Annotated in this window: 19 protein-coding genes; 6 read left to right on the forward strand and 13 right to left on the reverse strand. The window is 60.9% G+C overall.

The annotated features are described in order from the left end of the window. Positions 1 to 6: 6 nt before the first annotated feature. The gene (locus tag DXT88_RS19355) at positions 7 to 465 is read left to right on the forward strand and encodes a SixA phosphatase family protein (protein ID WP_265215639.1); all 459 of its coding nucleotides are present in this window, start codon (positions 7 to 9) and stop codon (positions 463 to 465) included. Positions 466 to 547: 82 nt separating this feature from the next. Here the strand turns inward: DXT88_RS19355 and DXT88_RS19360 are convergent, their stop codons facing one another. The 4 genes from DXT88_RS19360 to DXT88_RS19375 all read right to left on the reverse strand — a co-directional run bounded on the left by DXT88_RS19360 (position 548) and on the right by DXT88_RS19375 (position 5,571). Beyond that, positions 548 to 2,284, reverse strand: coding sequence for a methyl-accepting chemotaxis protein (locus DXT88_RS19360; protein ID WP_265215640.1), 1,737 nt, complete (start codon positions 2,282 to 2,284; stop codon positions 548 to 550). A 634-nt stretch (positions 2,285 to 2,918) separates the two neighbouring features. Beyond that, positions 2,919 to 3,965, reverse strand: coding sequence for a glycosyltransferase family 4 protein (locus tag DXT88_RS19365; protein WP_265215641.1), 1,047 nt, complete (start codon positions 3,963 to 3,965; stop codon positions 2,919 to 2,921). Then, the gene (locus DXT88_RS19370; RefSeq protein ID WP_016835890.1) at positions 3,947 to 4,807 is read right to left on the reverse strand and encodes a UDP-2,3-diacylglucosamine diphosphatase; all 861 of its coding nucleotides are present in this window, start codon (positions 4,805 to 4,807) and stop codon (positions 3,947 to 3,949) included. The genes DXT88_RS19365 and DXT88_RS19370 overlap by 19 nt, the downstream gene beginning before the upstream one ends. Continuing rightward, positions 4,804 to 5,571, reverse strand: a complete 768-nt coding sequence (locus DXT88_RS19375; protein WP_265215642.1) for a GNAT family N-acetyltransferase — start codon at positions 5,569 to 5,571, stop codon at positions 4,804 to 4,806. The genes DXT88_RS19370 and DXT88_RS19375 overlap by 4 nt, the downstream gene beginning before the upstream one ends. 233 nt (positions 5,572 to 5,804) lie before the next feature. Between DXT88_RS19375 and DXT88_RS19380 the strand changes: the two genes are divergently transcribed. Next, positions 5,805 to 6,545, forward strand: a complete 741-nt coding sequence (locus DXT88_RS19380) for an acetoacetate decarboxylase (protein ID WP_016835892.1) — start codon at positions 5,805 to 5,807, stop codon at positions 6,543 to 6,545. Positions 6,546 to 6,594: 49 nt separating this feature from the next. Next, on the forward strand, positions 6,595 to 7,377 hold the full coding sequence (locus DXT88_RS19385) for a 3-hydroxybutyrate dehydrogenase (protein WP_265215643.1): 783 nt from the start codon (positions 6,595 to 6,597) through the stop codon (positions 7,375 to 7,377). Positions 7,378 to 7,524: 147 nt separating this feature from the next. Here DXT88_RS19385 and DXT88_RS19390 read toward each other — a convergent pair whose 3' ends face one another. The 7 genes from DXT88_RS19390 to DXT88_RS19420 all read right to left on the reverse strand — a co-directional run bounded on the left by DXT88_RS19390 (position 7,525) and on the right by DXT88_RS19420 (position 14,997). Further along, the gene (locus DXT88_RS19390) at positions 7,525 to 8,856 is read right to left on the reverse strand and encodes a hemolysin family protein (RefSeq protein ID WP_016835894.1); all 1,332 of its coding nucleotides are present in this window, start codon (positions 8,854 to 8,856) and stop codon (positions 7,525 to 7,527) included. A 255-nt stretch (positions 8,857 to 9,111) separates the two neighbouring features. Next, positions 9,112 to 9,813: a hypothetical protein gene (locus DXT88_RS19395; protein WP_016835895.1), complete on the reverse strand. Its 702-nt coding sequence runs from the start codon at positions 9,811 to 9,813 to the stop codon at positions 9,112 to 9,114. 256 nt (positions 9,814 to 10,069) lie between these two features. Next, a complete protein-coding gene (gene hydA, locus DXT88_RS19400) occupies positions 10,070 to 11,488 on the reverse strand; it encodes a dihydropyrimidinase (RefSeq protein WP_265215644.1) in 1,419 nt (472 codons plus the stop codon). Positions 11,489 to 11,502: 14 nt separating this feature from the next. Continuing rightward, entirely contained in the window at positions 11,503 to 12,231 is a 729-nt protein-coding gene (locus tag DXT88_RS19405; RefSeq protein ID WP_265215645.1) for a maleate cis-trans isomerase family protein, read from the reverse strand. 18 nt (positions 12,232 to 12,249) lie between these two features. Next, entirely contained in the window at positions 12,250 to 13,056 is an 807-nt protein-coding gene (locus DXT88_RS19410) for an ABC transporter ATP-binding protein (RefSeq protein WP_265215646.1), read from the reverse strand. 20 nt (positions 13,057 to 13,076) lie between these two features. Next, positions 13,077 to 13,892 (reverse strand): ABC transporter permease, encoded by an 816-nt coding sequence (locus DXT88_RS19415; RefSeq protein WP_016835899.1) that lies wholly within the window; start codon positions 13,890 to 13,892, stop codon positions 13,077 to 13,079. 46 nt (positions 13,893 to 13,938) lie between these two features. After that, entirely contained in the window at positions 13,939 to 14,997 is a 1,059-nt protein-coding gene (locus tag DXT88_RS19420) for an ABC transporter substrate-binding protein (RefSeq protein ID WP_265215647.1), read from the reverse strand. 323 nt (positions 14,998 to 15,320) lie between these two features. Here DXT88_RS19420 and DXT88_RS19425 point away from each other — a divergent pair, with 323 nt between their 5' ends. The 3 genes from DXT88_RS19425 to DXT88_RS19435 all read left to right on the forward strand — a co-directional run bounded on the left by DXT88_RS19425 (position 15,321) and on the right by DXT88_RS19435 (position 17,334). Next, positions 15,321 to 16,091, forward strand: coding sequence for a GntR family transcriptional regulator (locus DXT88_RS19425; RefSeq protein ID WP_265215648.1), 771 nt, complete (start codon positions 15,321 to 15,323; stop codon positions 16,089 to 16,091). 114 nt (positions 16,092 to 16,205) lie between these two features. Next, a complete protein-coding gene (locus DXT88_RS19430; protein ID WP_265215649.1) occupies positions 16,206 to 17,003 on the forward strand; it encodes a TorF family putative porin in 798 nt (265 codons plus the stop codon). 7 nt (positions 17,004 to 17,010) lie between these two features. Beyond that, positions 17,011 to 17,334: a hypothetical protein gene (locus DXT88_RS19435; protein WP_265215650.1), complete on the forward strand. Its 324-nt coding sequence runs from the start codon at positions 17,011 to 17,013 to the stop codon at positions 17,332 to 17,334. A gap of 39 nt (positions 17,335 to 17,373) precedes the next feature. Here the strand turns inward: DXT88_RS19435 and DXT88_RS19440 are convergent, their stop codons facing one another. After that, positions 17,374 to 18,075 carry a response regulator gene (locus DXT88_RS19440; protein WP_116434974.1) on the reverse strand — a complete coding sequence of 234 codons (702 nt, stop codon included), beginning with the start codon at positions 18,073 to 18,075 and terminating at the stop codon, positions 17,374 to 17,376. Positions 18,076 to 18,080: 5 nt separating this feature from the next. Beyond that, positions 18,081 to 20,792, reverse strand: a complete 2,712-nt coding sequence (locus DXT88_RS19445) for a DUF4118 domain-containing protein (protein WP_265215651.1) — start codon at positions 20,790 to 20,792, stop codon at positions 18,081 to 18,083. Between the last annotated feature and the right edge of the window lie 514 nt (positions 20,793 to 21,306).

Raw genomic sequence — 21,306 nt, forward strand, 5'->3', positions numbered from 1 at the left:
AATCCCATGGAACTGATCTTATGGCGTCATGCCGAAGCAGAACTCGGCGAACCCGATGAAGGCCGCGCCCTCACCGGCAAGGGACACAAGCAGGCCTGGAAGATGGCCGACTGGCTCGACCGCAACCTTCCCGAGAGCTGCCGCATCCTGGTCAGCCCGGCCACGCGCACCCTGCAAACGGCCGAAGCACTGGGCCGCAAGTTCAAGATCCATCCCGACCTGGCGCCCGACAAAAGTCCGCAAGACCTGCTCGCCGCCGCCAACTGGCCCGACAGCCGCGAACCGGTGCTGGTGATCGGCCATCAACCGACACTGGGCCTGGTCGCCGCGCAACTGATCGGCGGCCAGCAGCAGGAATGGTCGATCCGCAAAGCCAACGTGTGGTGGATTGCCCAGCGTGAACGCGGCGACATCACCACCAATTATTTGCGTGCGGTGATGGCGCCGGACCTGATTTCAAAGTGATCGAAATAGAAAAAGGCTGCTCATCGAGCAGCCTTTTTAACAACCGGACCTGATCACTCAGGTCAACGCCGGTCAAAATTGGTCAGAACTCTTCCCAACTGCCTTCGTCCTGTGGCGTAACCTGACGCTTCGGCGTCGGCGCCAGGGTCGTCTTGCGCGCTGCCGCCGGCTTGATCGCCGGAGCTGCATGCGTTGCAGCTTCGGTCGCCAGCTCCAACGGCGGATTAACGGTCTTCAGCATCGACGGTGTATTTACAGGCTGGGCAGCGAAAGCGGCATTGTCGATCTTGAAGACGCCGACCGCGCGCGCCAGCAGATCGGCCTGTTCCTGCAGACTCTCGGCGGCCGCCGCAGCCTGTTCGACCAGGGCCGCATTCTGCTGGGTGATTTCATCGATCTGGGCGATGGCGCCGTTGACTTCGGCAATGCCCGCGCTCTGTTCCTTGCTGGCGGCGGTGATCTCGCCCATGATGTCGGCCACGTGCTTGACCGAGGTGACGATCTCGCTCATGGTCACACCGGCTTCATCGACCAGCTTGCCGCCGGCATCGACCTTGCTGACCGAGTCGCCGATCAGGGTCTTGATTTCCTTGGCGGCCGACGCCGAGCGTTGCGCCAGGCTGCGCACTTCCGACGCCACCACGGCGAAGCCACGGCCCTGTTCACCTGCGCGCGCGGCTTCAACCGCAGCATTGAGCGCAAGGATATTGGTCTGGAACGCGATGCCGTCGATGACGCCGATGATGTCGACGATCTTGCGCGAGCTTTCCTTGATCGAACCCATGGTCTGCACCACGTCGCCGACCACCTTGCCGCCCTTGACGGCGTAGTCGGAAGCCGACATCACCAGCTGGTTGGCCTGGTGCGCATTCTCGGCGTTCTGCTTGACCGTCGAGGTCAGCTGTTCCATTGAGCTGGCGGTTTCTTCCAGGCTGGAAGCCTGCGATTCGGTGCGGTTCGACAGGTCGGCATTGCCGGTGGCGATCTCTTGCGACGCCACCGCGATGATGGCCGCGCTCTGCTTGATTTCATTGACGGTCGCCGCCAGCTTGGTCTGCATCGTATTGAGCGAATGCACCAGTTGGCCCGCTTCGTCGTGGCTCTTCTCTTCCACGGTCTGGGTCAGGTCGCCGCTGGCGATGGTTTCGGTGATCTTGCCGGCGCGCAGCAGCGGCGCGGTGATGGTGCGGGTGATCGACCAGGTGAAGAAGGCGCCCAGCAGCAGCGTCACCAGTCCGATCACGATCATGCCGATCCGGCCGCTGTGATAGCTGTTCTGGAATTCGACATAGGCTGCCGACATGTCTTCCTGCTGATACGCGGCGAGTGCGGCCACGCTGGCCATCCACTTGTCGTAGGACGGCAGGAAATCGCTCTTGAGGAGTTGCGCGGCGTCGAAGTAATTGCCGGCGCCGACCATTTCACGGATCTTTTCGACGATCGGGAACAGCACCTTGCGTTCGGCGGCGGAAGCCGTCAGCAATGCCTTGCCCTTGTCGGTGGAAGTCAGTTTGGTGAGCTGGCCTTCATAGCCCGCATAGGCCTGCAGGATCTTGGCGAGGCGCTGGTTTTCCTGCTGGCCTTCGGCGGCATCGGTAGGCGTGACCACCTTGCGCAAGGCCAGCGCCAAAGCACTGCCGGATTCGCGCATGCTCATTGCCGCGGTCATGCTGGCGACCTTCTGATCGATGATGTAGGCGCTGCTGCTTTCCATCTGGGTCATGCGCCACAGGCCGTTGAGCAGGATCGCCGCTGCGCAGAGCAAGACCAGACAGAATCCCAGTGCAAGACGTGCACCAATTTTGATATTTGAAATCATAACGCTCAACTTCCCCTGATAAAAAACTGCCGTCCCTGAAGATGCAAACCGCCGGATAGTGACCCTACTTGCTGTGCTTGCTGTTGCCGGCAGATCGAACCCGGACTCACCGGCGGACGGTCTACCTTGTCTCGTCAGCAGGATTCATGCCTGCCTGGATATCTTTTAATTGTACGGGTTTCGCCCCGATTTTTCTTGGCGTACGGCAATATTTATTGTTCGGGAAAACGCGGTGCGCCAAGGCGGGTTCTCCCTGCCTCGGCTGCTCCGTATCGCCGTGAATGCCGCGTCTGCGCGCGTGGTCTGTTCCGGCGTTTCATAGTCCTTTTGATGCTTGTGCCGCATCTTAGATAAGCGCCGAAAACAAGGCTAATGCTTTGTGCGCATGTAACTATACCTTTATCGCATAGTTGCCTTAAACGCAATCCGGACGCACGAAAGCAGCGCACGCGAGCTGAAAAAACGCATGAAAAAAGCCCGCACGACGGATCGGGCGGGCTCGTTCGTTTTTCCTGGATCAACACGACATGCAGCGCTTGCGCCCAGGTTCAAAACCGCTCCATTGACACTCTCCCACTCATTGCCGGCACCGGCCCGCGAACGGGACCGGCAGGAACCTGAGATCAGTGCATGCTCAACGGGAATCGTGCAGCACGGCACTGCCCAATTCCATCGGAGCGGCGCTCCGGGCATAGTGCAGATGCTGCAGGAATTGCTGAGTGGCGGCATCCCAGGAATACGTCAGCGCATGCGCGCGCACGTCGTCGCGCGACAACTGCAAGGCATCCATGCAGGCGACGTCGAGCTCTTCGTTCAAGGCGCCGGAAAAGCCGTCGGCCACGACGTCTATCGGTCCTTCGACCGGATACGCCGCAACCGGTACGCCGCAGGCCATGGCTTCGGCCAGCACCAGCCCGAAGGTGTCGGTGCGGCTGGGGAACACGAACACGTCGGCGCAGTTGTAATACGCCGGCAATTCATCATGCCCCTTGGCGCCGAGGAAGCGCACCTGCGGATAACGCTGCTCGAGTTCTTCGCGCTGCGGCCCGTCGCCGATCACCCATTTGGAACCGGGCAAGTCGAGCTTGAGGAAAGCTTCGATATTCTTTTCGACGGCGACGCGGCCAACGTACAGAAACAGCGGTCGGGCGATGCAGGCGTGGTCTTCCGTCGCCGGCTTGAAATGTTCGGTGTCGACGCCGCGGCCCCACAAGGCGACGTTGCGGAAGCCGTTCTTTTCCAGCGATTCCTTCATCTTCGGCGTCGGCACCATGATCGCTTTGGACGGACCGTGGAACCAGCGCATCAACCGATACGTCAGCGCCTTCGGCAACAGCTTGCGGGCGCTCAGGTATTCCGGGAAGCGCGTGTGATAGGCGGTGGTGAAATCGAGTTTGTGCTTGAGGCAGTAACGACGCGCCGCAAGACCCATCGGGCCTTCGGTGGAGATGTGGATGCAGTCCGGCTTGAACGCATCCAGCGCGGCGGCGATCTTGGCATACGGCTTGTAGGCCAGCCGTATTTCTGGATAGGTCGGACAGGCGAACGTGCGGAAATCGCGCGGCGCCAGCATCAGTACCTCGTGGCCTTTGTTGCGCAGGCACTGTTGCGTTGCCCGCAGGGTGTTGACTACGCCATTGACTTGCGGTTCGCCCGCGTCGCTTACGATGGCAATGCGCATAAATCTTCTACTCCGGCCAGTTTGGAACTCTTCTTCAGTTGCATGATTTCGCCCCAGGTCACCAGGCGCAGTTCGCCGGCTTCGTCTTCCACCAGGGCCGACAGGCTTTCCACCCAGTCGCCGTCGTTGCAGTACTTGATGCCGTTGATGTCGCGGATTTCCGGTTTGTGGATGTGTCCGCAGATGACGCCGTCGAGGCCCTTCTTGGAGGCTTCGGCAGCCAGCGCATCTTCGAACGAGGTGATGTAGTTGACCGCGTTCTTGACCTTGCCCTTGAGGTACTGCGACAGCGACCAGTAGGGCAATCCGGCACGCGCGCGCCAGCTGTTGAACCACTGGTTGAACTTGAGGATCATGGTGTACAGGTTGTCGCCGACATAGGCCAGCCACTTGGCGCAGGCGATGACGCCGTCGAAACGGTCGCCGTGGATGACCAGCATGCGCTTGCCGTTGGCGGTGGTGTGCACCAGTTCGTCGCGGATCTTGATGCCGCCGAAATCGAGGTCGATGAACTGGCGGATGACTTCGTCGTGGTTGCCCGGCACAAAAATGACATTGGTGCCCTTCTTGGCTTTCTTGAGCACCGTCTGCACCACGTTGTTGTGGCTTTGTTCCCAGTACCAGCGACGCTTGAGCTGCCAGCCGTCGATGATATCGCCGACCAGATAGAGCGTCTCGGACTCGGTGGCGCGCAGGAATTCAAGCAACCGTTGCGCCTGGCATCCCGGCGTGCCGAGATGCACGTCCGAGATCCAGATGGTGCGAAAATGGAGAGGATCGCGTTTCGTTCCCAGAGTGGCGTCTATACCGTTGGCATCCAGAAATTGATCGCGTGATCTCATGCGGCTCTCGATTCTTTCAGGTAGTGGCGGGCGTAGCGGCCATCCAGCTTGGCCAGGGGCAGCAGCAGGAAGAAATCGGCGGAGTGGAAATCAGGATCCCAGGCCGGTTCGCCGCAAACCCATGCGCCGCTGCGCAGGTAGCCGCGCAACAGCGGCGGCACTTGCGGCTGGTGGCCGGCTTCGCGTTCTTCGATCGGGAAGGCGGTGTGCGGCGTGACGCTGTACTCTTGCGGCGCCATGTTGTTTTCGCGGAAGGCGTGATACAGCGCCGCCGCATTGTGGCCGCCGTCGGCCAGGCTGACGCTGGCGCAACCCATCAGGTAGTCGCAACGCTCGCGGCGCATGAAGTCGGCGATGCCGGCCCACAGCAGCATGATGACGGCGCCGCTGCGGTAGTCCGGATGGATGCAGGCACGGCCGGCTTCGCAGATGACGTTGCGGATATTGTCGAGGCGGCTCAGGTCGAATTCCTGCTCCGAGTAGAACTTGCCCATGCGGCGTGCGGCGTGGGGACTCATCACGCGGTAGGTGCCGACCACGCTCAGAGTCTTGTTGTCGCGTACGATCAGGTGGTCGCAGTAGTCGTCGAATTCGTCCTTGTCGAGACCTTCTGCATTGGCCAGCGCCGACAGGTTCATGGTTTCAATGAAAACCTTGTAGCGCAAACGCTGTACTTCGCGGACTTCTTCCGGCGTGGTGGCCAGACTCAGTGACAGTTTGGAAGAACTGGGGTTAGCATCTGCCGGGGTGGTGAGCAGTCTCATGCATCGTCCTTTTTCAGTTGACAACGATGCAGAGCGTAACTGTCGATTATTTCAGGCCAATGACACACGGGCACGGCATGGCCGGATAGCAACAGCAGCACGCTGTCAGCCTCCGGCAAGGTTTGCGGACCGACAATGGGCGGTAAAGACGTGAACTTAATGCGATGCCTTCCCTCGAACAAGCTGGAGTGCATTACCGTTCGTTTCATCCCCTCCCCATACAGAAAGACGCCATGACTGAAGACGAAATCCGTCGCAATGCTTTCGCCATGCCCATCCACAACCCGGCTTTCCCGCCTGGTCCTTATCGCTTCGTCGATCGCGAATTCCTGATCATCACCTACCGCACCGATCCGGAAGCACTCAAGAAAATCATTCCGGCGCCGCTGCAGTTCGTCGAACCGATCGTCAGGTTCGAATTCATCAACATGCCGGACTCGACCGGCTTCGGCCACTATTGCGAGTCGGGACAGGTGATTCCTGTCACGCTCAACGGCGTCGCCGGCGGCTACGTGCACAGCATGTACCTCAACGACCATCCGCCGATTGCGGGCGGACGCGAGTTGTGGGGCTTTCCGAAAAAACTCGGCACGCCCGAGCTGCGCGTGCACACCGACACGCTGGTCGGCACGCTCGATTACAGCGACTTCCGCATCGCCACCGGCACCATGGGATTCAAGCACCGCGCGCTCGATCACGAGGCGGTGGCGAAGACGCTGGGGTCGCCCAGTTTCCTGCTGAAAATCATTCCCCACGTCGACGGCACACCGCGCATCTGCGAACTGGTACAGTACAGTCTGTCCGACATTACCATCAAGGGCGCCTGGACCGGTCCCGGCGCGCTGGACCTGCATTCGCATGCACTGGCGCCGATCGCCGACCTGCCGGTGCTGGAAGTCATCTCGGCGGTGCACATTTTGTCTGACCTGACTTTGCCGCTGGGCACGGTCGCTTACGATTATCTTGCTAAATAGTTTTGTTCAATATTTTTGCTCAATATCTTGCTTAATAAAAGGGAATGTCATGGTACTCAAAGATAAAGTCGCTCTGATCACGGGCGCAGCCAGCGGTATCGGCAAAGAAATCGCCATCGAATACGCCAAGGCCGGCGCCAAGGTCGTCATCGCCGATCTGGCGCTCGACGCCGCCAAGGCCGCTGCCGAAGAAATCAACAAGAGCGGCGGCACCGCCATGGCGGTCGCCATGAACGTGGTGGACGAGGCGCAAGTGGACAAGGGCATCGCCGACGCCGTGGCCGCCTATGGCACGCTCGACATCCTGATCAGCAACGCCGGCATCCAGATCATCGCCCCGATCGTCGACAGCACGCTGGAAAACTGGCGCAAGATGCTGGCGATCCATCTCGACGGCGCCTACCTGACCACACGTGCCGCGATGCGCGCGATGATCAAGGCCGGCAAAGGCGGCTCGATCATCTACATGGGTTCGGTGCACTCGCACGAAGCGTCGCCGCTGAAAGCGCCATACGTCACCGCCAAGCACGGCCTGATCGGCCTGGCCAAGGTGGTCGCCAAGGAAGGCGCGAAAGACAAGATCCGCTCGAACGTGATCTGCCCGGGCTTCGTGCGCACGCCGCTGGTGGAGAAGCAGATTCCCGAGCAAGCCAGGGAACTGAACATCAGCGAAGAAGACGTGATCAAGAAGGTGATGTTGAAGGACACCGTTGACGGTGAATTCACCACGACTGCGGATGTGGCGCAGACGGCGGTGTTCCTCGCGGCGTTTCCCACCAATGCGCTTACCGGGCAGTCGGTGGTGGTTAGCCATGGTTGGTTTATGCAGTAAGCGGTTGCCGCTTACGTTGGATGAAGAAGCCGCCTTGATTGGCGGCTTTTTGTTTGGTGTCCCGACTCTGTTTATTCGTTGCTGATGCTGTTCTTTCTTCGAGCAACAACACACACGAAGTCGGAACAAAACACGGAGAGAAAAAACCTATCCCTCCATCTCCCCTACCCACTCCCCATCCTGCATCTTCGGATAAACCTTGACCAACAAAATCTTCGGCCCCTTCATCTTCTTGACCACGATGTCAAAAGCATGAAACTCGACCTTCTGCCCTTCCTTCGGCACCTCGCCCAGCTTCTCCATCACCAGGCCGCCAACCGAATCCACCGTCTCGTCATACTCAAGATCGATGCCCAGCATGTGCTCCAGCGTCACGATGGGCAGACTGCCCTTGCCCAGCAAAGTCCCGTCGTCCTGCCGCGTCCACTCGTTGGAGGTATGACGAAACTCATCGCGGATCTCGCCCACCAGCACGCTCAGCAGATTGTCCAGCGTGACGAAACCCAGCGGCACCTGCCCCTTGCGGCCGATGATCGCGAAGTGCGGCGAACCGGTGCGGAAACGGCGCAGCAGTTCCTGCGCCGACAGGCTCGGTGAAATGTATTGCACCGGACGCAGGTATTGGCGCAGATCGACGATGGCCTTGCCGTCCTGCTGCGCGATGAAGACGTCCTTCAGGTGCAGCAACCCCAGCACCTCCTGCTGCTCGGCGTCGAAATACGGATAGCGGCTGAAACGGTTGCGGTAAATGATCTGCATGTTTTCATCATGCGTATTGGCGGCGCTCAGCGCGACAATCTCGTTGGCCGGACGCATCAGGTCCATCACCTTGAGGTCGCCGAAGTCGAGCGACTGCGCCAGCACGCTCCACTCCTGCGGCGTGAACTTGCCGGTCTTGCCGCCGGAGCGCAGGATCAGCTTGAGCTCGTCCGAGGAATAGTGCGAATCATGCCCATGCACGCCGCCCAGGCCGGTAATCCGCAGCACCCAGTTGGCGCTCAGGTTGAGCAGCCAGATCGCGGGATACATCGTCCAGTAGAAACCGTACAGCGGCATCGCACACCACAGGCCGATGCGCTCCGGGTTGCGGATCGCCATCGACTTCGGCGCCAGCTCGCCGACCACGATATGCAGGAAGGAAATGATCACGAAGGCGAACACGAAAGACACGCCGTGGATCAGCTCCGGCGAACTCACGCCGAGCAAGGCGAACAGGGGTTCGAGCAAGCTGGCAAAAGCCGGTTCGCCGATCCAGCCGAGGCCCAGCGACGCCAGCGTGATGCCGAGCTGGCAGGCCGACAGGTAAGCGTCGAGTTGATTGTGGACAGTCGCCAGTATGCGTCCGCGCAAACCCTGCGTCTTGACGATGGCTCTGATGCGGGTCTGGCGCAGTTTGACCAGACCGAATTCTGCTGCGACGAAAAAACCGTTCAGCGCGACCAGAAAGAGGGCCGCGACGATCAGTAAGATGTTTTCCAACGAGGGTACCTATTGAGTAGTGGAGAAAATGCGAGAGAAAATACGCCTGCCGAAGAGCAGCTAACAAAACAGCGCGAAGTCCGACGGGCCGGGCCGCGGGATGCGCAATGAAGAAATCGCGAGCGGGAAAAACTGCGAAGGTTTTGTTAGCTGCTCTTGCATGTTGCTGCAAGCACAAGACGTAATTTACCACGAGACGGCGTACGACCAAGCCTCTGGTCGAAAACCATGTCAATCCGGCAAAGGAAAAGCGCCTCAGCGTTTCAGCTCAGGTGTGATGAAGCGCAGTCCCAGCACGACATAGCGGCCGCGCGTGTCAGCACCGAAGGTATTGCCGTAAGTCAGGTCGAGTTCGACATGCTCCGGCACCAGCGTTGCGCGCACGCCGGCCTGGTAGGACGGCTTGCCCTTGTTCTCGCCGAATACTTCGCCGATGAACGAGAGCCGGTCCGCCAGCTTCGTCTCGTTGCCCAGTCCCCAGGTCAGACGCGTGGTCTGTTCCTTGCCTTTGCGGATCGCCCCCAGATTGGTGTGCAACAGCACCGCGTCGTCTTTGAAGGAAAACGAGGTCAGCAGCTTGGAATAGACATTCCACGAACGTTGGCGGCCATCGTCGCCGCTGTCGGTTTGGCGCACCACGCCGGCCAGCATGCCGACGCCGTAGCTGTCGGGCGACATTTCGCGGAACACGGTCTTGCCCTGCAACTGGCTGTTGGCCAGGTACATGCCGGCGCCGTCGCGTTGCCAGGAATTGCCCCACGACACTTCCAGGTTGCCGGTCAGGTTGCACGACGGATTGAGCCAGCGCTCGGTGCCGTCGCGGTTGAATTTCCCCCAGGCTTCCAGCTGGCATTTGTTGGCGCCGAGGACTTGTGCGTCGTCGACATTCATTGCGCCGGCGGCGAACGCCGACTGCATTCCCAGCAATCCGTGGACGGCTACGGTTGCGATCATCATGTGTTTTTTCATAGAGCTCCCGTCTTCGAATTCTGACGCAGGCAGCGGTGGCTTGCGTCGGGCCTGATGCTAGCATCAGGCCTTCGTGACAGGCAATCGGAAAACGGCTGAAGGAGCAGTAAATACGGAAGAAGCGTAAAGAAGATGGAATTACCAGATAAAAAACTACAGTCGCAACATGCTGTGTTGCGACTGCTTATCGTTTACCTTCGACAGGTACAACTGTCTGAGATGACACACGCAATACGTTGACGCTTCAGCGCTTGCGCGGACGCGCCGGATCCGGCAGACCGCACTTCAAGAATTCACCGCGACCGACCGCGCCCCGAGGATCCTTGCCGTCATACACCACCTCGCCGCGCGACAGCGTGGTCACCGGCCAGCCGGTCACGGCCACGCCTTCATACGGGGTGTAGTCGACGTTGTGATGCAGCTTGTCGTTGGCGATCACGACTTCCTTGTGCGGATCCCAGATCGCGATATCGGCGTCGCCGCCGATGGCGATCGTGCCCTTTTGCGGATACAGGCCGTACATCTTGGCCGGATCGGTCGCCGTCAGTGCGACAAAACGGTTGAGGTCGATGCGGCCCTTGCCGACGCCTTCCGAGAACAGCAGCGGCAAACGTGTTTCCAGCCCCGGTGTGCCGTTGGGAATATAGCGGAACGGCACTTCCTTCCCGCCCGGCATCTTGCCCTTGGGATCGGCGTAACGGAACGGCGCATGGTCCGACGAGAACACCGTGAACAAGCCGTTGGCCAGGCCATCCCAGATGTGTTGCTGGTTTTCCTTGTCGCGCGGCGGCGGGCTGCAGATGCACTTGGCGCCCTGATAGCCCTCCTGATCGAGGTCGTCTGCCGTCAGCATGAAATACTGCGGACAAGTCTCGGCATAGATGCGCAGGCCGTGACCATGCGCCCAGCGGATCTGCTCGATGGCTTCCTTGCCCGATACGTGCACGATCAGGATCGGCACGTCGACCAGTTCGGACAGCGCGATCGCGCGATGCGTCGCTTCGCGCTCGACCAGCATCGGCCGCGAGGTCGCGTGGTACTTCGGCGCCGTCAGGCCGGCATCTTCCAGTTGCTCGGTGAGCCACGCGATGCAGTCGGCGTTTTCTGCATGAATCATCACCATCGCGCCTTCGCGCCGTGCGATGGCCAGTACGTCGATGATCTGCCGGTCGTTGAGCTTGAGGTCGTCGTAGGTCATGTAGATCTTGAACGAGGTATAGCCTTCGCTGATCAGCTGCGGCAGTTCTTCCTTCAAGACTTTTTCGGTCGGGTCGCTGACGATCATGTGGAAGGCGTAGTCGATCACGGCCTTGCCTTCGGCGCGGCGATGATAATCTTCCACCGCGGCGCGCAGCGACTGACCCTTGGCCTGCGCGGCAAACGGAATCACCGTCGTGGTGCCGCCGCATGCCGCCGAGATCGTGCCGCTGCGAAAATCGTCGGCCATCTCCAGTCCCTCTTCCATCGGCTGATCGAGATGGCAGTGGCTGTCGACGCCGCCCGGCAGCACCAGCTTGCCGGCCGCATCGATTTCTTTCCTGCCGGACGCAAGATTACGCCCCAGCGCCACGACCTTGCCGCCGACGATGCCGACATCGCATTGCATGATGTCGGATGCGGTGGCGACGGTGCCGTTGCGGATTACCAGATCAAAGTCTTCCATGCGCTGCTCCGTTCTCAAACAACATCACGGAACAGGCTGCCCCAATTACGGATGCGGGAAGGATCCGATCCGGCCTGCCTGAGCGACTTCCACACCACGGTGGAAATGGTGTCGTAGATCGGAATGCCGACTTCGCGCTCCAGCTCTTCCACCAGCGGCGCGCCGCGCAGGTTGGTGCAGAAGATGGTGATGGCTTGCGGCTTCTCTTTGGCGACTTCGCGCACCATGGCGCGCAATTCGTCGGCGCCGACTTCCGAGAACGAGAAATTGTCCTGCTTGCGCAGATGGCGTTCGGCGATGCATTCCATGCCCGACGCGGCGTAGTTCTTGATGATCGCCGCCTGCACGTCATCGAGGTAAGGCGTCACCAGGCCGAAGCGCTTGACGCCGGTGATGTCGAAGATTTCATTCAATGCCAGCACCGAGGTGCAGGCCGGAATGCCGGTCGCTTCGGTGATGCGGCGGCACAGGCGTTCGTCGGCGTCGAAGCCGAGCCAGCCCGACGAGGTGCCGTTCCAGCCGATGCTCTGGACCTTGGCGTGCGACAGCAGCTCGGCCGCGCGCAGGATTTCGCTGTCGTCGAATTGCGCCAGCGCCTGGTTCGACAAGGCGATCTCGGTCACGCGGAAGCGGCCGAAGTGCGCGCTGGCTTCCGGGATGTCGGCGAGCATTGCGGTGGTGACCGGCTCCAGCGTGGTGTTGGAGGAAGGCGTCAGCATGCCGAGCAGGGTACGTTGAGTCATGATGATTTCCTTGAAATTCTATGCAGCGATTTTGATAGCATCGGCATGGGCCAGCGCGGATTCTTCGCGGATCAGGCTCAGCACATGGCGCTTGTATTGGTTGAATTCGGCGCTCGTGGTGTCGCGCGGGCGCGCCAGGTCGATGTCGATCAGGTCGCGGATGCGGCCCGGGCGATGCGTCATGACGGCGACCTTGGTCGCCAGCACCAGCGCTTCGTCGACGCTGTGCGTGACGAACACGATCGTACCCTCGTAACGCTGCCACAGCGTGACCAGTTCTTCCTGCATTTCCATCTTGGTCTGCGCATCGAGCGCTGCAAACGGCTCGTCCATCAGGATCACCGACGGGTTTTGCAACAACGCGCGGGCGATGCCGACGCGTTGCGCCATGCCGCCGGATAGTTCCGCCGGGAAATGATTTTCAAAGCCCTTGAGTTTCACCGTTTCGATGAACGGCTGGGCGGCGGCGCGGCGTTCGGCGGCGCTCTTTCCCTGCAGCTTGAGCGAGAACGCGATGTTGTCCCACACCGGCAGCCACGGCATCAGGTTGGCCTGCTGGAACACCATGCCGCGATCGGCTCCGGGTCCGGTGATCGGCTTGCCGTCCACGATCACGCTGCCGGAGGTCGGATGCTCGAAGCCGGCGATCATGTTCAGCAACGTCGACTTTCCGCAACCGGACGGGCCCAGCAGGCAGAGGAATTCCTTCTTCTCCAGGCTCAGCGTGACGTTGTCGATGGCGAGCATGTCGCCGCCTTTATTCTTGTCCTTGCGGTTTTTGTCCTTGAAGACCTTGACGATATTGTTGAGTTCGATGAATGCCATGTTGTTCTCCTTACCGAGTCTTACGCTTTGCCCTGTACCGTCGCCACATGCTGCCAGCGCAGTACCGAATTCATGATCAGTTTCAGGATCAGGTCGGCGAGATAGCCGAGCAAGCCGATGCTGATCATGGCCGCGATCACCAGGTCGTAGCGCAGGAAGTAATACGAATCCCACAGCGCGTAACCGAGACCGCTCTTGACCGCCACCATTTCCGCCGTCACGGTCAGCATCCAGGCGCTGCCGATACCGATGCGCAGACCCGCGAAGATGCTCGGCATCGCCGCCGGCAGGATCACGAAACGCAGCAGCTGGCTCTGGTTGGCGCCGGCCATCGCCGCCGCACGCAACAGATTGCGGTCGGAGGTTTTGACGCCATGGACGGTATTCATCAGGATGGGAAAGAAGGCGCCCAGGAACACCAGGAAAATCGCCGGCTTGTTGGCGATGCCGAACCAGATGATCGCCAGCGGAATCCACGACACCGGCGGAATCGGCCGCAGCATCTGCACGGTCGGCTCGATGGCTTTCTCCACCCAGCGCCACCAGCCGATCGCCACGCCCAGCGCAATACCGGACATCGCCGCGATCAGGTAACCCGCCGTGACGCGCATGCAGCTGGCCATGGCGTCGAAGATCCAGCGACCGCTGCTGTCCTGGGCCGCTTCGCTATAGCCGAAAATCCAGTCCATCCAGGTTGCAAACACGCGCGACGGCGCCGGCAGCAAGGAAGCAGGAATCGCTCCCGAACGGGAAAACGCTTCCCAGAACAGCACCAGAAAAATCGGTACGGCGAACCGCCACTTCGCCTCCGACAAGGAGCGCATCAAACCATTCATTGTGATCACCTGCTTTCTATCCAGTTAAACCAGCCTTGCGCCTGAATCAATAGCCCAGTTCGGACTTCGGCTTCTTGGTGACTTCCATCAGGAAGCTGTAGTCCATGTTCTTGTCGATCTGCGCCGAGACGTCGGTGGAGATGTACTTCAGATCCTTCATCATCGCGCCGATGGCTTGCGTCTGCGCGCGGTACATCTTGAAGTCGGGATAGGAATTCTTCAGCGCTTCGGTGGCGACGGTCTTGTCCAGGCCGGTGCCCTTGACGATGCTGGCGACCCAGGCGCCCTTGTCCTTTTGCAAATTGTCGACCAGGCGCACCACGGCGGCGACGGTCTCCTTCACCTCGGCCGGATGTTCCTTGATCACGTCCGAGCGCGTCACGATCAGGTTGGTCAGGCGGCCGGCGGCTTGCTTGTAGGGGAAGGCGAAATGCTTGCCGACACCGGTCATGCGGATTTGCGAGGCGAACGGTTCGACCGAGCAGATCAGCTCGACTTCACCGCGCTGCAGGGCCGCCGCATGGTCGGATGGATTCGGGATATTGACGAACTGCACGTCCTTGCTCGGATTGATGCCGTTCAAGGCCAGCTCGCCGCGCATGTGCAAGTCCTGCGCATTGCCGCGCGAGGCCGCGATGCGGAACGGCTTGCCCTGCGCCTTGTAGTCGGCGATCAGTTTCTTCAGGCCGGCCCAGTCGTCGGACGCCAGCGCCATGTCCTTGCCGACCAGCATTTCGGAGCCGCCGTTGACCTGCCCCGACACCGCCACCAGGTCGAAGCCCTTGTCGAGACCGCTGACGAAGGACAAGTAGGTCACCTGCGCGATATCCACGCTCCTGGACACCAGCGCGGTCAGCGCATCGCTGCCGGCGGTGAAGTTGATGCCTTCGATGTCGACGTTCCTGGCCAACTCAGGCACCAGCGCCATCGACATGCAGTGCGCACATTTGGCGTAGGCCAGCTTGAATTTCGGTTTGGCCTGGGCCTGGGCTTGAGATACGCCAGCGAAAGCCAGGCTGATGGCAAGTCCTGCAGCCACGACGACGGTGCGCATGACGGACGAACGCGGCAGGTTTTTTTGTGCGCCGGATACTTGATAGTGCATGGTGACTCTCCCGTAAGTAACTCAAAGATGGAACTCATCGAAACAATGAGCATGGACTGCAATACAGATTGTGACAATTTAAAATACTGATTGCGACAAACAATGCAATACCTGTGCCAGGAGAGTTTCCATCGTGTTTTTCGGGAAGAGCAGATGAAAGGCCGTGCATTCACCGATGCGAAGCAGCAAATGACACCCATGCTGGTGCAAAAGAACGAAAATCGAACCAAACCGGTGCGACAAAATAATTTATAAATGTCGGGAAAATTTTTGATAATTGTGACAATATATCCTCACAAAATACTTCACCTCAGGACAACGCAATGACCGGCACCACCAGCGCCACTACCGTCAAACCCGGCCGCAAGAAGACCGCAAGCAAAGCGGACAACAGCCCCCTGCCCGCCCAAGCGGTGAGCGCGCGGCCGATGGCCGGCGACGTCATCTATGAGCGCATCCTCACCTCGATCATGGAACATCGCCTCACGCCCGGCACCAAGCTGGTGGAAGAAAAGCTGGCAGGCATCTTCAACGTCAACCGTACGCGCGTGCGCGAAGTACTGGCGCGGCTGAGCCACGAAGGCCTGATCACCACGATTCCGAATCGCGGCGCCTTCATCGCCAGCCCGACGCCGAGCGAAGCGCGCGCGATCTTTTCAGCGCGCCGCCTGATCGAACCGGCGCTGCTGCGCCATCTGTGCGAACACACCCGCCCAGAGCATATCGCCCAGCTGCGCGCCCACGTCGCCCTGGAAGCACAGGCCCGCGAAGCCAACGACCGCCGCGCGATCATCCGCTTGTCGGGCGAGTTCCACATCCGTATCGCCGACATGGTCGAGAACCCGGTCATGAGCAAGATGATGCGCGAACTGGCCTCGCTGACCTGCCTGATCATCGTGCTGTACGACTCCCCCACCGTGCCGGCCTGCACCCACGACGAGCACGGCGACATCATCGACGCCATCGCCGCCGGCAAGGTCGAGAAGGCGGTGGCGGCCATGATCGAACACCTGAACCACATTGAGGCGGTGCTCGACATGTCGACGCCGCCGGCCGAAGACGATGACCTGGAAGCGGTGCTGAGCGCGATGTAATTGCCGCGATTTTTTACGGCGCGTTTATCCGCGCGGCGTAAAGTTTTATGAGAATTAGACGCCGCATTTCTTATCTTGTGGTCCACATCAACCTGATTTGTGGAGTACAAGAAAATGACATCCCGATTTGCGCCGTTCCGTTTCGTTTCCCTTGCCGTGGCTGCAGCCGCTCTGCTGCCTGTGCTGCATGTGCTGCCTGCAGCTGCTGCGGAAAGCGTCGGTGCGACGGCGCCTGCCTCTTCACCGGCCTTCACTACCACCGCCAACATCGGTCTCTACAGCCAGTACGTTTTCCGCGGCCTGACCCAGACCAATGAAAAACCGGCCGTGCAAGGCGGTTTTGATCTCTCGCACGAGAGCGGTCTCTACGCCGGTATCTGGGCATCCAACATCAGCTGGATCAGCGACACCACGCCGGGCGCTTCGGCCAGCCTGGAAGCCGACCTCTATGGCGGCTTCAAATATGGTTTCAGCGACACGCTGAGCGGCGACGTCGGCTTCCTTCACTACGCTTATCCCGGCAGCTTCCCCAATGGTTTCACCAAAGCCGACACCAATGAGCTGTATCTCGGCCTCGACGCCAAGTGGATCACGCTGCGCTATTCCTACGCGGTCGGCAATACCTTCGGCAGCGCCGACACGCGCGGCTCCAGCTACATCGACCTGGCGCTGACGCACGAGCTGGTTGCCGGCATCAACGGCGTCGCCCACCTCGGCCATCAACGCTACACCGGCCCCAACTCCTCCAACCTGTCGTACACCGACTGGAAGCTGGGCCTGAACCGCGACTTCTCGGGGTACGTGCTGGCGGCCTATTACACCGGCACCAACGCCAAGGACGCCGGCTACACGGTCCAGGGCAAGAACCTCGGCCGCGACCAGCTGGTGCTGTCGGTGTCGCGCACCTTCTGAGGCTGACATGGACGGGAGAATTTCAGCGGCATTGAGTGCGCTGCTCATGTGCTTCACTTTGCTACCCGATGCGCACGCGGTGGTGCCCTACCGTTCGCCGGAAGACTACGGCCCGTCCATCGAAGCAAGGAAGCAATTGCCGGCATGCCGGCGTGCCGCCATGGAAGCCATGGCCGGCGCCGGCAAGATTGAAAGCGAGAGTTTCGTGCAGCGCAACGCGGCGGAGTATTTCCGCTTCGTCATGCGCAGCGGCAGCAAGGAAATGCTGATCATCTGCGACGGCCATGCCGGCACGATCCGCCGTCAGATCGATATCTGGGGGGATCTTTAGGTTTGCCAACAGACCTTGAGACTGCAGCAGGCAGCCGTATCAGGCCGGCTCGGCGTTGACGATCCGGTAGCCGACGCCGATTTCGGTGACGATGTGCTTGGGTTGCGCCGGATCGTCTTCCAGCTTCTGGCGCAGGCGTTGCATGTAGATGCGCAGGTAGTGATGATCTTCGGTATGCGACGGCCCCCAGCCTGCCGCCAGCAAGGTGCGGTGCGTGATCACGCGGCCGGCGTCGCGCAGCAGCGTGGCGATCAGGCGATGTTCGATCTGGGTCAGGTGCACCGCCTCGCCGCCCTTGCTGGCCGTGCGCGCCGGCAGATCGATCAGCAGATCGCCGAGACGGAAACGTCCGGTCGCCGCACTGGCCTGGCTGCGCCGACGCAACTGGGCGCGGATGCGCGCCAGCAATTCCGGCACGCCGAAGGGCTTGGTCAGGTAATCGTCGGCGCCGGCGTCGAGCGCGGCGACTTTTTCCGCCTCTTGCGTGCGCGCCGACAGGATCACGATCGGCACATCGCTCCACGAGCGGATGTCGGCGATGACCTGCTTGCCGTCCTGGTCGGGCAGGCCGAGATCGACGATGACCAGATCCGGTTTGCGGGTGCCGGCTTCCACCATGCCCTCGCGTGCGGTGCGCGCTTCATGGACGATGAAACCTTCCTGCTCGAGCGCGCCGCGCACCAGCTTGCGGATATGGGCGTCGTCCTCGACGAAAACGATATTGCCTGCATGATCCAACATGATCGTTATTCCTCTTCCGGCAAGGCCGGAGGTTTGTCCAAAGGCAAAGTGAAACAGACGCGCGCGCCGCGCCCGCCATCTGCAGGCAATGCGCGTATCGTGCCTCCATGCGCATCGACAATCGCGCGGCAGATCGCCAGCCCGAGGCCGACGCCGGGTGTGCTCGACTCGGTATCGCCGCGGGTGAATTTTTCAAACGCGCGCTCTTCCATGCCCGCCGGGAAACCGGGGCCGCGGTCGATCACGCTGATTTCCATCAGGCCTGCATTTGCTTTCGCATCAACCACGATGATCTCGCCGGCCGGCGCGTACTTGACGGCATTCTCGATCAGATTGGCAAAGACCCGTTCAATCAGCACGGCGTCGAAACGCACCAGCGGCAGGTCGGCCGGCAGGTGCGTCTCGACGCGGCGCTCGCCCAGCGTCTTGTTCAACAGTCGCAACGCGGTGCCGACGACTTCCTCGATCGAATTCCATTGGCGATTGAGCGTGATGCCGCCGGATTGCAGGCGCGCCATGTCGAGCAGGTTTTCCACCAGCCCCGACATGCGTTGCGACTGCTCGCTGATGGTGACCGCCATCTCGCGTTCGTCGGCGCCCAGAGACGGTTGCCGCGCCAGCGCTTCGGCGCTGCCGACCAGCGAAGTCAGCGGCGTGCGCAGATCGTGCGAGATTGCCGACAGCAAGGAATTGCGCAGGCGCTCCGACTCCATCGTCACCAGCGCATCCTGCGCCACCTCGGCGTAGTGCAGGCGCTCGATCGCCATGGCGATCTGCGAGCAGAAAATTTCCAGCATTTGCCGATTCTCCGGCAACGCCAGTTGAAGCGGATCCTCGGCCACGAACGCCAGCACGCCGCGCGTGCGCATGGTGGCGTTCAGAGGCAGGTACAACGCCTGCGCCGCCGGCAAGGTAGCGGTGCCGCGTCCCGCCGCCTGGTCGTTGTCGTAGACCCATTGCGCCACGCCCAGGTCGATGTCCTGCAAGGCGTGCGTGTCGTGTTCTTCCGGTGCGGCCACACGCACGTTCTCGCCGCTGTCGGGCAGGCAGAACGCCGTCTTCGCGCCGAACACCGCACCCAGATGGCGACGGCCGATTTCCAGGATCTGCTCCAGCGTCAGCACCGCCGCCAGTTCCTTGCCGAGCATGTACAAGTTGCCGGCGCGCGCTTCGCGCAGCATGGCGACGTTGGCTTGGTGCCGCATGCGCGAGGCCAGCGAACTGATGAACAGCGACACCGCCAGCATCACCAGCAAGGTAATCAGATACTGTGCATCTGAAACGCTGATGGAAAAACGCGGCGCCACGAAAAAGAAATCGAAGGCCAGCACGCTCATGACCGACGCCAGCGCCGACGCCGAGCGCCCGTAACGCACCGCGACGATCATCACGCCGACCAGGTACAGCATGATCACGTTGGCCGGATGCAGATAGGCGATCAGCCACCACGCCATCGCCGTGGTCACGGCGCAGCTGACGGTCGCCCACAGATAGCCGCGCCGGCGGTGCCGGCGCAGACGTCCGCCGTCGTCGCGTGACTCTTCGACCGGGGTCCTGACGCTGTCATCGCGTCCCGACTCCGCCGGGCGCGCTACGGTATAGACGTCGATATCCTGTCCGTTTGCGGCGATGCGTGCAGCCAGGTTCTTGCGCCACCAGCGCGTCCAGCCGCGACCATGGGATTGACCGATCACCAGCTTGCCGGCGTTGCGGCTGCGCGCGAATTGCACCAGCGCCTGCGCCACGTCTTCGCCGGTGATGCTGGCGGTTTCCGCACCCAGCGATTGCGCCAGCTTGAGGTTCCTGAGTATGCGCTCGCGTCCGGCCAGCGTGACGCGCGGCCAGCTCGGGGCATCCACATGCACCGCCAGCCAGTCGGCCTGCAGCTTGGCTGCCAGCCGCGCCGCCGCGCGCACCAGCTTGTCTTCGTCGGCGCGCGCGCCGATGGCCACCACGATGCGTTCCTTGGTCTGCCACAGCTGGACGATGGAACGATCGGCGCGGTACTCGCGCATGTCGGCGTCGACCCGATCGGCGGTGCGGCGCAGGGCGATCTCGCGCAGCGCCAGCAGGTTTCCTTTACGGAAAAAATTGCGTCCGGCTTTTTCCGCCTGTTGCGGCAGATAGACCTTGCCTTCCTTGAGGCGCTGCAACAGTTCGTCGGGCGGCAGATCGACCAGCGTGACTTCGTCGGCCTGGTCGAAGACATGATCGGGAATGGTCTCGTGCACGCGGATGCCGGTGATCTGGCCGACGACGTCGTTGAGGCTTTCGATGTGCTGGACATTGACGGTGGTGTACACGTGGATGCCGGCATGCAGCAGCTCTTCAATATCCTGCCAGCGTTTGGCGTGGCGCGAGCCGGGGACATTGGAATGCGCCAGTTCGTCGACCAGGATGACGGTCGGTTTGCGTTCGAGCGCGGCATCGAGGTCGAATTCGTGGAGAGTACGGTCGCGGTATTGCGTGCTGCGCAGGGGCAGGCGCTCGATGCCGTCGAGCATGGCCTCGGTGTCGGCGCGGCCGTGGGTCTCGACGATGCCGGCCAGGACTTGCTCGCCTTGTTCCTGGAGGTTTTGCGCGGCGGCCAGCATGGCGTAGGTTTTGCCGACGCCGGCGGATGAGCCAAAGAAAATCTTGAGCCGGCCGCGCGTCTGACGGTCTTCGTCGCGCATGACGCGGTCGAGTAGGTCGTCGGGATTGGGGCGGGTGGGCATGGTGGGGGTATTGTAGTTTGAAATAGGCTTTTTTAGCGGTTTGGGTTGACGTGGTCCTGTGCTGTGTTTTGTTCCGACTTGCTTGCAGTGCGTTGATGAATGCTGTTCTTTCTTCGATCAACCCTTCGCCGGGGGTAGCCCGGCAGCTACTCACTTTCTTTGCTTCGCCAAGAAAAGTAAGCAAAAGAAGGCGACCGCAAGTTCGTAGCCCCCTTCGGGGGTTCCCGGCGTCGGCAGGCACAAATCGGGAGAGGAAACAAACTCGCTGCGCTCAGACAAGTTTCCCCTCTTTATCCGATTTGCACCTGCCGCCACCGGCTACTCGCAAGCGGGAATTCGAGACTGGCTCGCTTCGCATCGCCAGGGTACGGTGATGAAGCTACGGTCGCAGTTCTCCGCTACCAATAAAACCAAGAATGAGAATCACGATGCCGCAGGCGAGCCGAAGAAGAATTCCGCTTATGAGTCGCCGTTGGTGACGTGCTCAAATCGGATAAAGAAGGGAAACTTGTCT

Source organism: Herbaspirillum lusitanum (genome assembly GCF_026127345.1).
GTDB classification, from domain to species: Bacteria; Pseudomonadota; Gammaproteobacteria; order Burkholderiales; family Burkholderiaceae_D; genus Herbaspirillum; species Herbaspirillum lusitanum.